Origin of the sequence: Streptomyces sp. NBC_00433 (assembly GCA_036015235.1) — a bacterium.
Lineage (GTDB): Bacteria > Actinomycetota > Actinomycetes > Streptomycetales > Streptomycetaceae > Actinacidiphila.
Genome location: CP107926.1, coordinates 2,631,041 through 2,645,692, shown reverse-complemented (window position 1 = coordinate 2,645,692; position 14,652 = coordinate 2,631,041). Strand labels below are relative to the sequence as shown.

Genomic DNA, 14,652 nt, shown 5'->3' with positions numbered 1-14,652 from the left:
GTACGGGCATTACGGGGGCCGCCGTGTGCGGCCCCCGCCGCGAACTCGGGGTCAGAGGAGGCGGCCATGCGTGCGCTTCAGGAAGTCCCGACAGCTCCTCCCGGCCCTCCCGCCCTCCCGCCACCGCCTCCGTCTTCTGCGGGGTCCCGGCGGCGGGCGCTGAGGTGCGTCATCGGCGTGGTCGGCGGGGCGCTGTGGTGGGGCGCGCTGCTGCGGCTCGCGATACGCCCCGAGGCGGTCGGCCCGTGGCAGGGCGCGCTGGCCGCGGGCGGCTGGAGTCTCGGCCTGATACCGCTGCACGCCGTGCCCGTACGCATCCGGCGCCCCCGCACTACCCGGGCCCGGCGTGGCGTCACGGCCGCCTGAGGCCCCGCGGGCCGGCTACGCGCCGGGCACGGGGCCGCGCTGGCACCGCGGGCACCAGTACGCCACCCGCCGCTGCCCCGCCGGGCCGTGCTCGCCGACCCTGACCGGGGTGCCGCAGCGCAGGCACGGCCGGTTCACCCGGTCGTACACCCAGTGCGTACGCCCGCGCCGCGTGTCGCCGGTCGTCACATGGCCGGGCCGGGACTTGTTCGCCTCCAGCAGCCGCTTGGCCAGCGCCACCAGCTTCTCCGGCGCGGTGACCTGGCCGAACGGCGTCCACGGGGTCACCCCGCGCAGAAAGCACAGCTCGGCCACGTAGACATTGCCGACCCCGGCGAGATTGCGCTGGTCGAGCAGGGCCTCGCCCACCGGGCGCTCAGGCCCGCCCGCCAGCCGGTCCAGCGCCTCCGCCGCGTCCCACCCCGGCCCGAGCAGATCGGGCCCGAGGTGCCCGACCACCTGGGACTCCTCCGCGGTGGGCAGCAGCTCCAGCACCGGCAGCCGGTAGCCGACCGCGGTCCTCGCCTCGTTCCCCAGCACCGCCCGCACCTGGTGCTCAGCCCCGCCCCGCCACCGCTCCCCGGGCGCGTACAGGTGCCAGGCACCGTCCATCCGCAGATGCGAGTGCAGCGTCCAGCCGCCCTCCAGCCGCGCCATCAGATGCTTCCCCCGGGCCACGACCTCCACCACCTGCCGCCCGACCAGCTCCACCGTGGCCAACCGCGGCACCCGCAACTCAGCCCGCACCAACGCCCGCCCCGCCAAGGCCGCATCCAGCCGCCGAGCGGTCAGCCACACCGTGTCTCCTTCAGGCACCCCTCCATCATCCCGCCCTCCACGATCCCCTCGCCCCGGGGGACCCTCCCCGCCCGCCCGCCCGCCCGGCCCCGACCCCGACGTGCGACGCCCGGCCCACCACCCCGCGCGGTGCGCCACTGAGTGGCCGCGATCGCCACCACCCCGCGCGGTGCGCGATTGAGTGGCCATGACCGTCGCATGGCGACGGACCGCCGCCACCCATCAGGGGCGCGGGGAACTGCGCGACCAGCCCACCACCGGGGCGCGGGTCGTCACCGACCCAGAGGTGCTGTTGCTGTCGAAGACGGACCACCGGCCGGTGGCCGGCTGAGCGCGCAGTTCCCCGCGCCCCTGATGGACGCCCGCCGACGCAGCGGCGGCGCTTGCCGGGGCACCCGGGAATGGGAGGGCACGCGCGGGCGGGCCGGGCGGCACCCCTGCCGCGGGAAGCCGGGCCGCCCGGCGTACCCTCACGCGCCATCGGCGTACGTGGCACCCCCTGCCGAGAGGGAGCCGGATTCCGGGCGCACCCGGGAGATCAAGGGCACCCCGCAGGGGATCAGTGGGAGTCGCGCAAGCGCAACCCGCGGGGGGTCGCGTGGAAGCCGGCCGCTTCCAGAGCCCGCCCGAGCGGCGACGTCAACGCGGACTCGCCGTTCGTACGCTCGACCGTGAGCTTGCCCAGCGCCCCCTCCCGCACGGCCAGCGCCAGCGCATCGGCCGCGGCCTGCGTCCGTATCTCGTCCGTGGGCCAGGCCAGCAGGGTCTTGCCGCCCCGCTCCACGTAGAGAGCCACCTCGCCGTCGGTGAGCACGACCAGGGCGCCCGCCTTGCGGCCCGGGCGGTGGGTGACGCCGGCCGGCTGCTCGGGCCACGGCAGGGCGGCGCCGTAGGGGTTGGCCGGGTCCGCCGCGGCGAGGACCACCGTCCGGGTGCGGCCGGTCTGCTCCTCCTCCCGCTCCCGGGCCGTATTCAGCGCCCGCAGCCGGTCCACCGCCCCGTCCATCGCGAACTGCGCCGCGCCCAGCCCCTCGATCACATAGCCGCGCCGGGCCTGCCCGGTCTCCTCGAACGCCGCCAGCACCCGATACGCCGCGGAGAAGCCGCCCTCGACCCCTTCTGCCGCCACCGCACCCCGGGTCACCACCCCGTGCCGGTCGAGCAGGGAATGGGTGAGGGCGTGGGCGCGCAGGGTCGGGTCCTGCTCGGCCACGGGTACGAGCGACCAGCGCCCCGCGGTCGTCGGCGGACCATTGCGCGACGCCGTGGCGCGCGGCGCGGCCCGGCCGGCGAGCGAGCTGTACCGGCCGCGCGGCACCGCCCGGGGCGCCCGGTGGGCTGTCGCCCCGGCGGTACGGCCGGAGCCGAGCAGGGCGCGCAGCGGTGCGAGCGTGTCATTGGTGAGCCTGCCAGACCAGGTCAGATCCCAGACCGCGTCGGCGAGTTGCGGCTCCGTGACGTCCAGGCCGCCCGCCCGCACATGGTCGGCGATCTGCCGGAAGAACAGCCCGTAGCCGCCGGACAGCGCGGTGAGCACCGCCTGGTGGAGCGGGGCCAGCTCCAGCGGCTGGGGCGGCGACAGCAGCAGCGGCGCGGTGTCGGCCAGGTAGAGCGAGATCCAGCCGTCCTTGCCGGGCAGCGCACCGGCTCCCGCCCAGAGGATCTCGCCGGAGGCGGTCAGCTCGTCCAGCATCGCCGGGTTGTATCCCGTGACCCGGGAGGGCAGCACCAGCTTCTCCAGCGCGGATGCCGGCACCGACGCGCCCTGCAACTGCTCGACCGCTCGCGCCAGGCCGTCCATTCCGCGCAGGCTGTGCGTGCCGATGTGCTGCCACTGCGGCAGGAAGACCCCCAGTGTCGCCGGCGGCACCGGCTCCAGCTCCTGCCTGAGCGCCGCGAGTGACCTGCGCCGCAGCCGTCGGAGCACTGCAGCGTCGCACCACTCCTGGCCCGCGCCACCGGGCCTGAACTCGCCCTGCACCACCCGGCCGGCCGCTCCCAGCCGGTGCAGCACGCCGTCCGCCACCGCCGCCCCGAGCCCGAACCTCGCCGCGGCCTCGCCGGTCGTGAACGGTCCGTGCGTGCGGGCGAAGCGGGCCAGCAGATCCCCCAGCGGATCCTTCACCGGCTCGGTGAAGGCCACCGGCACCCCTACCGGCAGCGCCGTGCCCAGCGCGTCCCGCAGCCGCCCAGCGTCCTCGACCGCCGCCCAGTATTCGGCGCCGGCGATCCGCACCCGGATCGCCCGCCGGGCGGACTCCAGCTCCGCCGCCCAGGCCGGCTCCGCACCCCGGGTGGACAATTCCGCCGCAGTGAGCGGTCCGAGCAGACGCAGCAGGTCCGCGACGCCCTCGGCGCTCCTGGCCCTGCGGTCCTCGGTCAGCCACTGCAGTTCGCGGTCCAGCTCCGCCAGCACATCGGCGTCGAGCAGTTCGCGCAGCTCGGCCTGCCCGAGCAGCTCCGCGAGCAACCGCGAGTCCAGCGACAGCGCGGCCGCCCGCCGCTCCGCCAGCGGCGAATCCCCTTCGTAGAGGAACTGCGCGACATACCCGAACAGCAGCGACCTGGCGAAGGGCGACGGCTCGGTCGTGGTGACCTCCACCAGCCGCACCCTGCGTGCCTCGATGTCGCCCATCAGCTCCACCAGGCCAGGCACGTCGAAGACGTCCTGGAGGCACTCGCGCACCGCCTCCAGGACGATCGGGAACGATCCGTACTCGGAGGCGACCTCGAGCAGCTGGGAGGCGCGCTGGCGCTGCTGCCACAGGGGGGTGCGCTTGCCCGGGCTGCGGCGCGGCAGCAGCAGGGCGCGGGCCGCGCACTCGCGGAACCGGGAGGCGAACAGCGCGGAGCCGCCGACCTGGTCGGTGACCAGCTGTTCCACCTCGCCCTTGTCGAAGGCGACGTCCGCGGCCCCGACCGGCGACCGCTCGGGGTCGAACTCCGCCCCCTGCCGCGGGGCGACGTCCAGCAGATCGAGCCCCATCAGGTCGGCGTCCGGCAGCCGCAGCACGATGCCGTCGTCGGCATGCATCGCCTGTGCGTCCAGGCCGTACTTCTCCTGGAGCCGTGCGCCGAGCGCCAGCGCCCAGGGCGCGTGCACCTGCGCGCCGAACGGGGAGTGGATGATCACCCGCCAGTCGCCCAGCTCGTCGCGGAAGCGCTCGACCACGATCGTCCGGTCGTCCGGGATGTGGCCGCACGCCTGCCGCTGCTCGGTCAGGTAGGACAGCACATTGTCGGCCGCCCAGGTGTCGAGCCCCGCCGCCGACAGCCGCTCCCTGGCCGGCCCCTCGGCGAGCGCGCCGACCTCGCGCAGCCACGCCCCCAGCGCCCGGCCCAGCTCCAGCGGGCGGCCGAGCTGGTCGCCCTTCCAGAAGGGCAGCCGCCCAGGCACGCCGGGTGCCGGCGAGACCAGCACTCGGTCCTTGGTGATGTCCTCGATCCGCCAGGAGGTGGTGCCGAGGGTGAAGACGTCGCCGACCCTGGACTCGTAGACCATCTCCTCGTCCAGCTCGCCGACCCGCCCACCGCCCTTCTTCGGGTCGGCGCCCGCCAGGAACACCCCGAACAGGCCCCGGTCCGGGATGGTGCCGCCCGAGGTGACCGCCAGTCGCTGCGCCCCCGGCCGCCCGGTCACCGTGTTGGCCACCCGGTCCCACACCAGGCGCGGGCGCAGTTCGGCGAAGGCGTCGGAGGGATAGCGCCCGGCGAGCATGTCGAGCACCGCCGTGTAGGCGGAGTGCGGCAGGGACGCGAAGGGCGCCGCGCGCCGCACCACCGTCAGCAGTTCGTCGACGTCCCAGCTGTCCAGCGCGGTCATCGCGACGATCTGCTGGGCCAGCACGTCGAGCGGGTTGGAGGGCACCCGCAGCGACTCGATCGCCCCGGCCCGCATCCGCTCGGTGACCACCGCGGACTGCACCAGATCGCCGCGGTATTTGGGGAAGACCACACCGGTGGAGACCGCGCCCACCTGGTGGCCCGCGCGCCCCACCCGCTGCAGGCCCGACGCGACGGAGGGCGGCGACTCCACCTGGACGACCAGGTCGACCGCGCCCATGTCGATGCCCAGCTCCAGGCTGGAGGTGGCGACGACGGCGGGCAGCCGGCCGGCTTTGAGATCCTCCTCGACGAGCGCCCGCTGTTCCTTGGACACCGAGCCGTGGTGGGCGCGGGCCAGCACAGGCGGAGCCCCGCGTGCCGCACCCGACTGCGCCATGACCTCGGCGGGGGAGTGGGCCTCGGGCAGCGGCTCGCCCTCCGCCCGCTCGTGTCCGATCTCGTTGAGCCGGTTGCAGAGCCGCTCGGCCAGTCTGCGCGAATTGGCGAAGACGATCGTGGAGCGGTGGGCCTGCACCAGGTCGGCGATCCGCTCCTCCACATGGGGCCAGATCGAGGGCCGCTCAGCGGGGCCCGCGGCCGGCCCGCTGTGCTCGGCCTGGTCGGCGACCGGTGAGCCGCCCAGCTCTGCCAGATCCTCCACCGGCACCACCACCGACAGCCGGAATTCCTTCTGCGACGGCGGCTGGACGACGGTCACTCTGCGCTGCGGGGACAGATAGCGGGCGATCTCGTCCACCGGACGCACGGTGGCCGACAGTCCGATCCGGCGGGCGGGCCGGTCGAGCAGCCGGTCGAGGCGCTCCAGTGACAGGGCCAGGTGGGCGCCCCGCTTGGTGCCCGCCACCGCGTGCACCTCGTCCAGGATCACCGTCTCGACCCCGGTCAGGGCCTCCCGGGCGGCGGAGGTGAGCATGAGGAAGAGCGATTCCGGGGTGGTGATCAGGATGTCGGGCGGCCTGGTGACCAGGGCGCGACGCTCCGCGGGCGGGGTGTCCCCCGAGCGGATCCCGACCCGCACCTCGGGCTCGGGCAGCCCGAGGCGCACCGACTCCTGGCGCAGGCCCGCGAGCGGGCTGCGCAGATTGCGCTCCACGTCCACCGCCAGGGCCTTCAGCGGTGAGACATAGAGCACCCGGCAGCGCTTGCGCGCCTCGGCCGGCGGCGGGGTGGCCGCCAGCCGGTCGAGCGCGGCCAGGAAGGCGGCGAGTGTCTTGCCCGAGCCGGTGGGCGCGACGACCAGCACGTCGGAGTCCTCGGCGATGGCCGTCCACGCCCCTGACTGGGCGGGAGTGGGCTCGCTGAACGCCCCCGTGAACCACGCGCGGGTGGCGGGGGAGAAAGCGTCGAGGCTGCTGCGACTGGACATGCCACCATCCTGCCTCGCCGCACCGACAGCGCGCTGAGCTGGAATCGCGACCTGTGGATAACTCCTGGCGCGGTCACGCCACAATGGCCTCATGACGCCTCGCGAGCAGGCCAGGCACTGGGAGTACCCGGCGCTGCCGGGGGTGGACCTGCTGCGGGCCCGCTACGTCCGGCACGTCTTCCCCCGGCACGCCCATGACGGCTATGTGATCGCCGCGGTCACCGGGGGAGTGGAGGGCGTCGGCCTGCCGGACGGGGCCGAGCGGGCCGGTGCGGGCGGTGTCGTGCTGATCAACCCCGGGACCCCGCACTCGGCGTACGCGGGCACCGAGGAGGGCTGGGCCTACCGGGTCCTCTACCCCGCCCCGCAGGTCGTGGCGGCGGTGGCCGCCGACCTCTCCGCTTCGCGCGGCACCCCGGCCTTCGACGCCACCGTCGTGCACGACCCCGCCACGGCCCGGATGATCGCCGACGTCCACGCGGCGGCCGAGAGCGACAACGCACTCGCGGCCGACACGTGCCTGAGGCTCGTGCTGGCCCGCCTGCTCGCCCGGCACGGGTCCGGGCGGCAGGCCGCGGCCGCCGGCCGCTCGGGCGGGCAGGCCGCCGCCGCCCGTGCGCGCGACCTGCTGACGGCTCGGCTGGCGGAGCCCCCGAGCCTGGAACAGCTCGCCACCGAGTTCGGCACCAGCCCCTTCGCCCTGCTGCGGGCGTTCAAGTCCGTCTACGGGCTGCCCCCGCACGCCTGGCTGACCGGGGAGCGAGTCAAGGAGGCCCGCCGGCTGCTGGACGCCGGGGTCGCCCCCGCGAGCGCCGCGACCGCTGTCGGTTTCACCGACCAGTCGCACCTCAACCGCCACTTCACCCGGATCGTCGGCGTCCCTCCGGGGGCCTACCAGCGCGAGCGCAAGAACGTACAAGACCGGCTGCCCGCCCCTTCCTAACCTGGGCGCATGACCGCACCGCCGATACCCGACAGGGCCGCCGACCGGCCGCCGTCCCCCTCCCCGTCCCGCTCACGCGTGGTCCGCGACGCCCTCGGCGTCGGGGTGGCCGTGGGGCTGTCCGGTTTCGCCTTCGGCGTGACCTCGGCCGGCGCCGGGCTCACGGTGCCGCAGAGCTGCGCGTTGTCGCTGCTGGTATTCACCGGCGCCTCACAATTCGCCCTGGTCGGTGCGCTCGGCGCGGGCGGCAATCCCTTCGCGGCCTCGGCCGGCGCGTTCTTCCTCGGCGCGCGCAACGCCTTCTACGGGCTGCGGCTCTCCCAGCTGCTGCGGCTGCCGGCGGCAGTGCGCCCGCTGGCCGCGCAATGGGTCATCGACGAGACCTCCGCGGTGGCGCTCGCCCAGCGGGACCGGGCCGGCGCCAGGCTCGGCTTCACCGTGACCGGCGCCAGTCTCTACGTGCTGTGGAATCTCACGACCCTGCTCGGAACGCTGGGCGCCTCCGCGCTCGGCGACCCCGCTGCGTGGGGCCTGGACGCGGCCGGTCCCGCCGTCTTCCTCGCCCTGCTGGCCCCCATGGTCAAGGGCCGCACCGAACGCACCGTGGCGGCGCTCGCCGTGCTCCTCGCACTGGCCGGGCTGCCGCTGCTGCCCGCCGGAGTGCCGGTGCTGGTCGCCGCCTTGGCCGCGCCGCTGGTGCTGGCGGGCAGCCGGTGGACCCGAAGGGGCACGGGAGCGGCCGAGCAGGAAGAGCGGGAGGCCCGCCGATGAACTCCGGTGCCGGCACCTGGACGGCGATCGTGGTGACGGCGGCCGGCTGCTACGCGGTGAAACTGCTCGGCCTGTCCGTACCAGCCGGGCTATTGGAAAGGCCGCTGGTCAAGCGGCTCGCGGCCCTGGTGCCGATCGCGCTGCTCGCGGCGCTCACCGCACTGCAGACCTTCGGCACCGACGAGCCGGGGCTCACCGTCGACGCACGCGCGGCCGGGCTCGCCGCCGCCTGGGTCGCGGTGCTGCTGCGGGCGCCCTTCCTGGTGGTGATCGCGGCGGCGGTGCTCGTCACCGCGGGCCTGCGGGCACTGTCCGGCGTGTGACGGAGGGCGGGCGGGATCCGTGCGGCGGGCGCGCGATACTGGCAGCCATGCGGTTGACGATTTTCTGGGAACGAATGCGTGCACAGTTCGGTGACGCCTACGCCGACTCCTTCGCACGTGACCATGTCATGGCCGAGCTGGGCGGGCGTACGGTCCACCAGGCGCTGGACGACGGCTGGGAGACCAGGGACGTCTGGCGTGCGGTGTGCGCCGCCATGGACGTCCCCGCGGGCCGCCGCTGACCCGCCGCGCCACGCCGTGTCCGTCCGGCGGCAGTGGTGCCTTGCCAGGCATCATCGCTGCGCCGAATGAGTCGATATCAGGACTTTCCCCCCGCCCGAGGTGAGACTTGGCGCGTGGCAGGCAGCGACGACACCCCCGGTCCGGCCACACCTCCGGCTCCGCCGCCCGGCGGAGCCGGTCCGCGCGACACGCCCGGCACGCCACGCGCCCGCATGCCGCGCTGGCTGCCGCGCGCACTGGTGCTCGCCCTCGCGCTGATCGCCTGCTATCAGTTCGCGCACTGGGCCTTCGACCGGCTCCTCGGACTGCTCGTCAACATCGTGGTCTCGTTCTTCTGCGCCGTCGCCATCGAGCCCGCGGTGGAGTGGATGGCCACCCGCGGAGTCCGCCGCGGGGCGGCCACCGGCCTGGTCATCCTGGTGGTGCTGGTCGCGGCGGCGGGCTTCGTCCTGGCGCTCGGCTCGCTGCTGGTCGACCAGGTCGGCACCATCGTGCGCAATCTGCCGCAGTACGTGGACGACATCGTCGGGTGGATCAACAGGACCTTCCACTCCCACCTCGACACCGGCAGGCTCCGGGACAACGTCCTGCACTCCAACTGGGTGCGCACCTATCTCGCGAACGGCGCGAGCAGGGTGTGGGGACTGTCGGCCACCGTCATCGGCACCGTCTTCCAGCTCTTCACCGTGCTGCTGTTCACCTACTACTTCGCCGCCGACGGCCCGCGGCTGCGGCGCGCGCTGTGCTCCGTACTGCCGCCCGACCGCCAGGCCGAGGTGCTGCGCGCCTGGGAGATCGCGGTCGCCAAGACCGGCGGCTACCTCTACTCCCGCGCGCTGATGGCGCTGATCTCCGGCGTCGCGCACTACGTCCTGCTCCAGGTGCTCGGGGTGCCCTACGCGCCCGCGCTCGCCGTCTGGGTCGGGCTGGTCTCGCAGTTCATCCCGACCATCGGCACCTATCTGGCGGGCGCGCTGCCGGTCCTGATCGCCCTCACCGTGGATCCGTGGGACGCCCTGTGGGTGCTGTGCTTCGTCGTGGTCTACCAGCAGTTCGAGAACTACCTGCTGCAGCCGCGGATCACCGCGCGCACCGTGGACATCCACCCGGCGGTCGCCTTCGGCTCGGTCATCGCGGGCACGGCCCTGCTCGGCGCGGTCGGCGCCCTCATCGCGATCCCCGCGACCGCCACCCTGCAGGGCTTCTTCGCGGCCTACGTGCGGCGCTACGAAGTGACCGATCCCCGGGCCTGAGGGACCCGGCGGGTCGCTTGACACGGAATTCGAACATCCATTCTTATGGGAGCGCCGGACGGATTTTTCTGGTCGGCGGCATGGATTCGGGCCGGAATTGCCCGGCCGGAACCGCCCGAGTTATCCACAGGCCGGAGCGACGTCCGGGCGCATTGTCAGTGGCAGGCGCTAGCGTCGTGGACGTGAAGCGATCGAACCAGACATCCCGGGTGGAACCCATGGCAGGAAACGACCGCGACAAGGCGCTCGACGCCGCGCTCGCACAGATTGAACGGCAGTTCGGCAAGGGCGCGGTCATGCGCCTCGGCGACCGGCCGAATGAGCCCATCGAGGTCATCCCCACCGGGTCGACCGCCTTGGACGTAGCCCTCGGCGTCGGCGGACTGCCGCGCGGCCGGGTGGTGGAGGTGTACGGCCCCGAGTCCTCGGGCAAGACCACGCTCACCCTGCACGCGGTGGCCAACGCGCAGAAGGCCGGCGGCACGGTGGCGTTCGTGGACGCCGAGCACGCCCTCGACCCCGACTACGCCAAGGCGCTCGGCGTCGACACCGACAACCTCCTGCTGTCCCAGCCGGACACCGGCGAGCAGGCGCTCGAAATCGTGGACATGCTGGTCCGCTCCGGCGCCATCGACCTCATCGTGATCGACTCCGTGGCAGCCCTCGTGCCGCGGGCCGAGATCGAGGGTGAGATGGGCGACTCGCACGTCGGCCTCCAGGCCCGGCTGATGAGCCAGGCGCTCCGCAAGATCACCAGCGCGCTCAACCAGTCGAAGACCACCGCGATCTTCATCAACCAGCTCCGCGAGAAGATCGGTGTGATGTTCGGCTCACCGGAGACCACCACCGGTGGCCGCGCGCTGAAGTTCTACGCCTCCGTCCGGCTCGACATCCGCCGGATCGAGACGCTCAAGGACGGCACCGACGCGGTCGGCAACCGCACCCGCGTCAAGGTGGTCAAGAACAAGGTCGCGCCGCCCTTCAAGCAGGCCGAGTTCGACATCCTCTACGGCCATGGCATCAGCCGCGAGGGCGGTCTGATCGACATGGGCGTCGAGCACGGCTTCGTCCGCAAGTCCGGCGCCTGGTACACGTACGAGGGCGACCAGCTCGGCCAGGGCAAGGAAAACGTCCGCAATTTCCTCAAGGACAACCCGGACCTGGCGGACGAGATCGAGAAGCGGATCAAGGAGAAGCTGGGCGTCGGCGTGCCGAAGACCGAAGCTCCGGCAGCCCTGCCGGCCGCCGACGCGGCAGGTGCCGCAACAGGTGTCGTGGCACCGGTCAAGGCCGAGGTCCCGGCGCCGAAGAAGGCGGCCAAGGCCACCGCTGCCAAGGCCTGACGCCATGGCGCGCAGGTCCCAGGAGCGCGGCGGCTCTTCCGAGTCGAGGGCCTCGCAAGAGCCGCCGCTCGATCCCGAAGAGCAGGCGCGGGCGCTGTGCCTGCGCCTGCTCACAGGGACTCCGCGCACCCGCAGGCAGCTCGCCGACGCCATGCGCAAGCGGGAGATCCCCGACGAGGTCGCGGAATACGTCCTGGAGCGCTTCCAGGACGTGGGGCTGATCGACGACCAGGCGTTCGCCAACGCCTGGGTGGAGTCACGGCACCGCGGCCGCGGCCTGGCCCGCCGGGCCCTGGCCCAGGAGCTGCGCCATCGCGGGGTGGAGGCCGAGCTGGTGAGCGAGGCCGTCGGTCTGCTCGATCCCGAGCAGGAGGAGGAGACCGCACGGGCCCTCGTGCAGCGCAGGCTGCCCGGCACCCGTGGCCTGGACCGGGACCGGCGGATCCGGCGGCTGGCCGGGATGCTCGCTCGCAAGGGCTACAGCGAAGGGCTGGCCCTGAAAGTGGTGCGCGACGCCCTCGCACAGGAGCAGCAGAGCGACGGCGCCGAGCCGTGGCCCGGCGCCGAGGGACCGGACCCATGGGAATAGCAGAGCGGCCGGGCCGGCCTGCGGAGAACGGCCCCCCGGCCACCACCTACCGCGTAGGCCCGCTGACGCGCGTGCCTGCCGCGCCACCTCCCGGCACTCCGCGGGCCTCGGCGTGCTGACCGCCGTCGTCCTGGCCGTCGTCCTCGTCACCGCCGGCCACTGTCGGCGGACCGCCGCGGGCCAGGTCGGCGTAGGAGTACAGCTCGGCGGGCCGGCAGCCGACCATGGCGGTGACCAGATGGCCGTCCGGCCGGATCAGAAGCACGGTGTGAGCCGTCGCTCCCGGGTATGTCTCGGCCACCAACAGCTCCGCGGGAGTGGGCAGTGCGGCGACCGCCGACGCCAGCCGGGGCATCAGCCCGGCCGTCAGCCAGTGCCTGCTCTCCCACACTCCGGTGCCGGGCGCGATCAGGACCACGACCAGCCCCTGGCCCAGCCGGTCCCACAACCGCCCGACCGTTCCGTCGAGCGCCGTCACCTGCACATCGGCGACCCGTCCGCCCGGCGCTGTGTCGCACGCCGCCACCAGCGGCGACTCGCCGGACCTGCCCCCGCCCGACCGCGGCGCGGGCAGCGCGAGCGGCGAGCGCCCGTAGACCCGGGAGGCGGCCGCCGCTCCCCGCCCCAGGTGGCTGTCGGTCAGCAGTTCCGCCTGCCCGCGCGCCGATCCGGACAGCAGCGACTGCCGTACGGTCTGCCAGGTGCCGCTGGCCCGGAGCAGCGGAAGCACCTGGTCGGTGGCCCGCAGCCGGGCGCCGACCGCGCCGCGCCGCTCGGCCTCGTAGCTGTTGAGCAACACCTTGGACGCACCGTCGTGCCAGGCGAGGGCCAGTTTCCAGGACAGGTTCTCGGCGTCCCGCAGCCCCTCCTGGACGCTCTGCGCCCCGAGCGCGCCCATCAGATGCGCGGCGTCCCCCGCCAGGAAGGCCCGGCCGGACCGCCAGCGCCTGGCCAGCCGCTGGTGCACCGAGTAGTCGGCTGATCCCACGACCTCGTAGGGCACGACACTGCCGCACCACGTGGTGAGCGTGCCGCGCAGCCGCTCCACCAGCGCGTCAGGGGTGAGCGCACGGGCGTGCACAGGCAGCAGCCAGTCCAGCCGCCACAACCCCTCGGGGAGCGGCCGCGCCGTCACCTCCTGCCCGGCGGGGGCGCCCGGCGGGTCCCGGTGCAGCAGGGCCGCGCCCGGCTCGGGCAGTTCGGCGCGCACCACCGCCACGGCGTGCCGGTCCACCGCCGTACGGCCGGGGAAGCGGACCCCCAGCAGCTTGCGTACCGTCGACCGCGGGCCGTCGCACCCGACCAGGTAGCTGCCCCGCCACCAGGTCTCGTGCGAGCCGCTGGTGTGCACCGTGACCCCGCGCGGGTCCTGCTCCAGCGCGTCCACCCGGCAGCCCGCCACGATCCGCACGGAGCCGCAGCCGAGCAGCGCCTGCCGCAGGCCGTTCTCCAGCCGGTGCTGCGCGATGTGCACCGGCGCGTCGTCCGCCGTGAAGTCGATCCGCGCCACCTCGGCACGCCGCCGTACGGTCCGCCAGCCGGTCCAGGTGGCGCCCTCCGCACGGACGGTGGGGAAGCCCAGCCGCTCGACCAGCGCGACTTCCGCCGGCCCCAGCACCGCGGTCCGCGACCGCCGCAGCCCCTCGGCGTCGGCGATCACCTCCGCCTCGTCCAGGAGGATGACGGGGACGTCGCGGCGGGCCAGCGCGAGGGCGAGGGTCAGGCCCACAGGGCCCGCCCCCGCGACGATCACCGGGTCCACGCAGCAGCCCCCGGAAGAAGTACGGTCACAAAGCGTATGCAACCCACTGCGCCTGCCCACGTCAAGCGACAGTGGCACGTCGGCGCGGTGCGCCGACGGCACACCCGGCGCATGCCGGAGGCATCGGACGGCGCCCGCGACGCGTACCGGCTCGGTAACGGTCGGCACCGTGAGCCGGTACACCCTTGACGCACCCCCGGCCGATCGGCATGGATTCGGTCACAGGGACCGGGCACGACCGGCCCGGACACACGTGGCCGGATCTGGCAGGCCAGAAGGAGGAGACCGCAGATGCGGCTGCTGCTGGTGGAGGACGACGACCGGGTCGCCGCGGCCGTCTCCGCACTCCTCGGCAAGCACGGATTCGACGTCAAGCACGCCCGCAGCGGCGAGGAGGCGATCCAGGCGCTGCTTCCCGACGGCGGCCCGGCCTTCGACTGCGTGCTCCTCGACCTGGGCCTGCCCGACCAGGACGGTTTCGAGGTGTGCAGCCGCATCAGGCGCAGGACCGGCACCCCGGTGATCATGGTCACCGCCCGCGCCGACGTCAGGTCCCGCATCCACGGCCTCAACCTCGGCGCCGACGACTACATCGTGAAGCCGTACGACACCGGGGAACTGCTCGCCCGCATCCACGCCGTCAGCCGCCGCCCGCCGCTCGCCCCGGCCGGCCTCCTGCCGCAGGAGCTGCAGCCCGGCGGCGCGTCGACGGCCGCGCACAGCGCCGTGCCGGCCGTGCAGCGCACCCGCCTGCTGCTCGGCCCGATCGCCATCGAGCTGCCCACCCGGCGGGTCACCGTGGACGGCGCCCCGATCGTGCTGACCCGAAAGGAGTTCGACCTGCTGGCGCTGCTCGCCGGGCGGCCCGGCGTGGTCTTCCGCCGGGAGCAGATCATCAGCGAGGTGTGGCGGACCGCGTGGGAGGGGACTGGCCGCACCCTTGAGGTCCATGTCGCCTCGCTGCGCTCCAAGCTGCGCACCCCGGCCATGATCGAGACGGTCCGCGGTGTCGGCTACCGGCTCGTCGTGCCGGCCGCGGGCTGACCCCG

13 protein-coding genes are annotated in these 14,652 nt (G+C 74.0%); 10 read left to right on the top strand and 3 right to left on the bottom strand.

Features of this window, described 5'->3' with window-relative positions:
• The first annotated feature begins 177 nt into the window (after positions 1-177).
• Entirely contained in the window at positions 178-366 is a 189-nt protein-coding gene (locus OG900_10920) for a hypothetical protein (GenBank protein ID WUH90557.1), read from the top strand.
• Between the two features lie 15 nt (positions 367-381).
• Here OG900_10920 and OG900_10915 read toward each other — a convergent pair whose 3' ends face one another.
• Complete coding sequence (locus OG900_10915; GenBank protein ID WUH90556.1) at positions 382-1,182, bottom strand: DNA glycosylase; 801 nt, start codon at positions 1,180-1,182, stop codon at positions 382-384.
• A 169-nt stretch (positions 1,183-1,351) separates the two neighbouring features.
• Between OG900_10915 and OG900_10910 the strand changes: the two genes are divergently transcribed.
• Positions 1,352-1,495, top strand: a complete 144-nt coding sequence (locus tag OG900_10910) for a hypothetical protein (protein WUH90555.1) — start codon at positions 1,352-1,354, stop codon at positions 1,493-1,495.
• 228 nt (positions 1,496-1,723) lie between these two features.
• Here OG900_10910 and OG900_10905 read toward each other — a convergent pair whose 3' ends face one another.
• Positions 1,724-6,376 carry an ATP-dependent helicase gene (locus OG900_10905; GenBank protein WUH90554.1) on the bottom strand — a complete coding sequence of 1,551 codons (4,653 nt, stop codon included), beginning with the start codon at positions 6,374-6,376 and terminating at the stop codon, positions 1,724-1,726.
• Positions 6,377-6,467: 91 nt separating this feature from the next.
• Here OG900_10905 and OG900_10900 point away from each other — a divergent pair, with 91 nt between their 5' ends.
• The 7 genes from OG900_10900 to recX all read left to right on the top strand — a co-directional run bounded on the left by OG900_10900 (position 6,468) and on the right by recX (position 11,841).
• The gene (locus tag OG900_10900; GenBank protein ID WUH90553.1) at positions 6,468-7,319 is read left to right on the top strand and encodes an AraC family transcriptional regulator; all 852 of its coding nucleotides are present in this window, start codon (positions 6,468-6,470) and stop codon (positions 7,317-7,319) included.
• 9 nt (positions 7,320-7,328) lie between these two features.
• Positions 7,329-8,090: an AzlC family ABC transporter permease gene (locus OG900_10895; protein WUH90552.1), complete on the top strand. Its 762-nt coding sequence runs from the start codon at positions 7,329-7,331 to the stop codon at positions 8,088-8,090.
• Complete coding sequence (locus tag OG900_10890; GenBank protein ID WUH90551.1) at positions 8,087-8,413, top strand: AzlD domain-containing protein; 327 nt, start codon at positions 8,087-8,089, stop codon at positions 8,411-8,413. Before OG900_10895 ends, OG900_10890 begins: the two co-directional genes overlap by 4 nt.
• Before the next feature lie 47 nt (positions 8,414-8,460).
• On the top strand, positions 8,461-8,655 hold the full coding sequence (locus OG900_10885; protein ID WUH90550.1) for a DUF3046 domain-containing protein: 195 nt from the start codon (positions 8,461-8,463) through the stop codon (positions 8,653-8,655).
• A 66-nt stretch (positions 8,656-8,721) separates the two neighbouring features.
• A complete protein-coding gene (locus tag OG900_10880) occupies positions 8,722-9,909 on the top strand; it encodes an AI-2E family transporter (GenBank protein ID WUH90549.1) in 1,188 nt (395 codons plus the stop codon).
• A gap of 218 nt (positions 9,910-10,127) precedes the next feature.
• Positions 10,128-11,252 carry a recombinase RecA gene (recA, locus tag OG900_10875; GenBank protein WUH90548.1) on the top strand — a complete coding sequence of 375 codons (1,125 nt, stop codon included), beginning with the start codon at positions 10,128-10,130 and terminating at the stop codon, positions 11,250-11,252.
• Between the two features lie 4 nt (positions 11,253-11,256).
• On the top strand, positions 11,257-11,841 hold the full coding sequence (gene recX, locus OG900_10870; GenBank protein WUH90547.1) for a recombination regulator RecX: 585 nt from the start codon (positions 11,257-11,259) through the stop codon (positions 11,839-11,841).
• A 46-nt stretch (positions 11,842-11,887) separates the two neighbouring features.
• Here the strand turns inward: recX and OG900_10865 are convergent, their stop codons facing one another.
• The gene (locus tag OG900_10865; GenBank protein ID WUH90546.1) at positions 11,888-13,603 is read right to left on the bottom strand and encodes an FAD-dependent monooxygenase; all 1,716 of its coding nucleotides are present in this window, start codon (positions 13,601-13,603) and stop codon (positions 11,888-11,890) included.
• A 291-nt stretch (positions 13,604-13,894) separates the two neighbouring features.
• Here OG900_10865 and OG900_10860 point away from each other — a divergent pair, with 291 nt between their 5' ends.
• Positions 13,895-14,647 carry a response regulator transcription factor gene (locus OG900_10860; protein WUH90545.1) on the top strand — a complete coding sequence of 251 codons (753 nt, stop codon included), beginning with the start codon at positions 13,895-13,897 and terminating at the stop codon, positions 14,645-14,647.
• Positions 14,648-14,652: the final 5 nt, after the last annotated feature.

What these genes read in the sequence shown, in the direction of transcription:
- OG900_10910 (WUH90555.1), top strand. Translation starts at nt 1,352, where the DNA reads ATGACCGTCGCATGGCGACGGACCGCCGCCACCCATCAGGGGCGCGGG.
- OG900_10890 (WUH90551.1), top strand. Translation starts at nt 8,087, where the DNA reads ATGAACTCCGGTGCCGGCACCTGGACGGCGATCGTGGTGACGGCGGCC.
- OG900_10905 (WUH90554.1), bottom strand. Translation starts at nt 6,376, where the DNA reads ATGTCCAGTCGCAGCAGCCTCGACGCTTTCTCCCCCGCCACCCGCGCG.
- OG900_10860 (WUH90545.1), top strand. Translation starts at nt 13,895, where the DNA reads ATGCGGCTGCTGCTGGTGGAGGACGACGACCGGGTCGCCGCGGCCGTC.
- OG900_10880 (WUH90549.1), top strand. Translation starts at nt 8,722, where the DNA reads ATGAGTCGATATCAGGACTTTCCCCCCGCCCGAGGTGAGACTTGGCGC.
- recX (WUH90547.1), top strand. Translation starts at nt 11,257, where the DNA reads ATGGCGCGCAGGTCCCAGGAGCGCGGCGGCTCTTCCGAGTCGAGGGCC.
- recA (WUH90548.1), top strand. Translation starts at nt 10,128, where the DNA reads ATGGCAGGAAACGACCGCGACAAGGCGCTCGACGCCGCGCTCGCACAG.
- OG900_10895 (WUH90552.1), top strand. Translation starts at nt 7,329, where the DNA reads ATGACCGCACCGCCGATACCCGACAGGGCCGCCGACCGGCCGCCGTCC.
- OG900_10900 (WUH90553.1), top strand. Translation starts at nt 6,468, where the DNA reads ATGACGCCTCGCGAGCAGGCCAGGCACTGGGAGTACCCGGCGCTGCCG.
- OG900_10885 (WUH90550.1), top strand. Translation starts at nt 8,461, where the DNA reads ATGCGGTTGACGATTTTCTGGGAACGAATGCGTGCACAGTTCGGTGAC.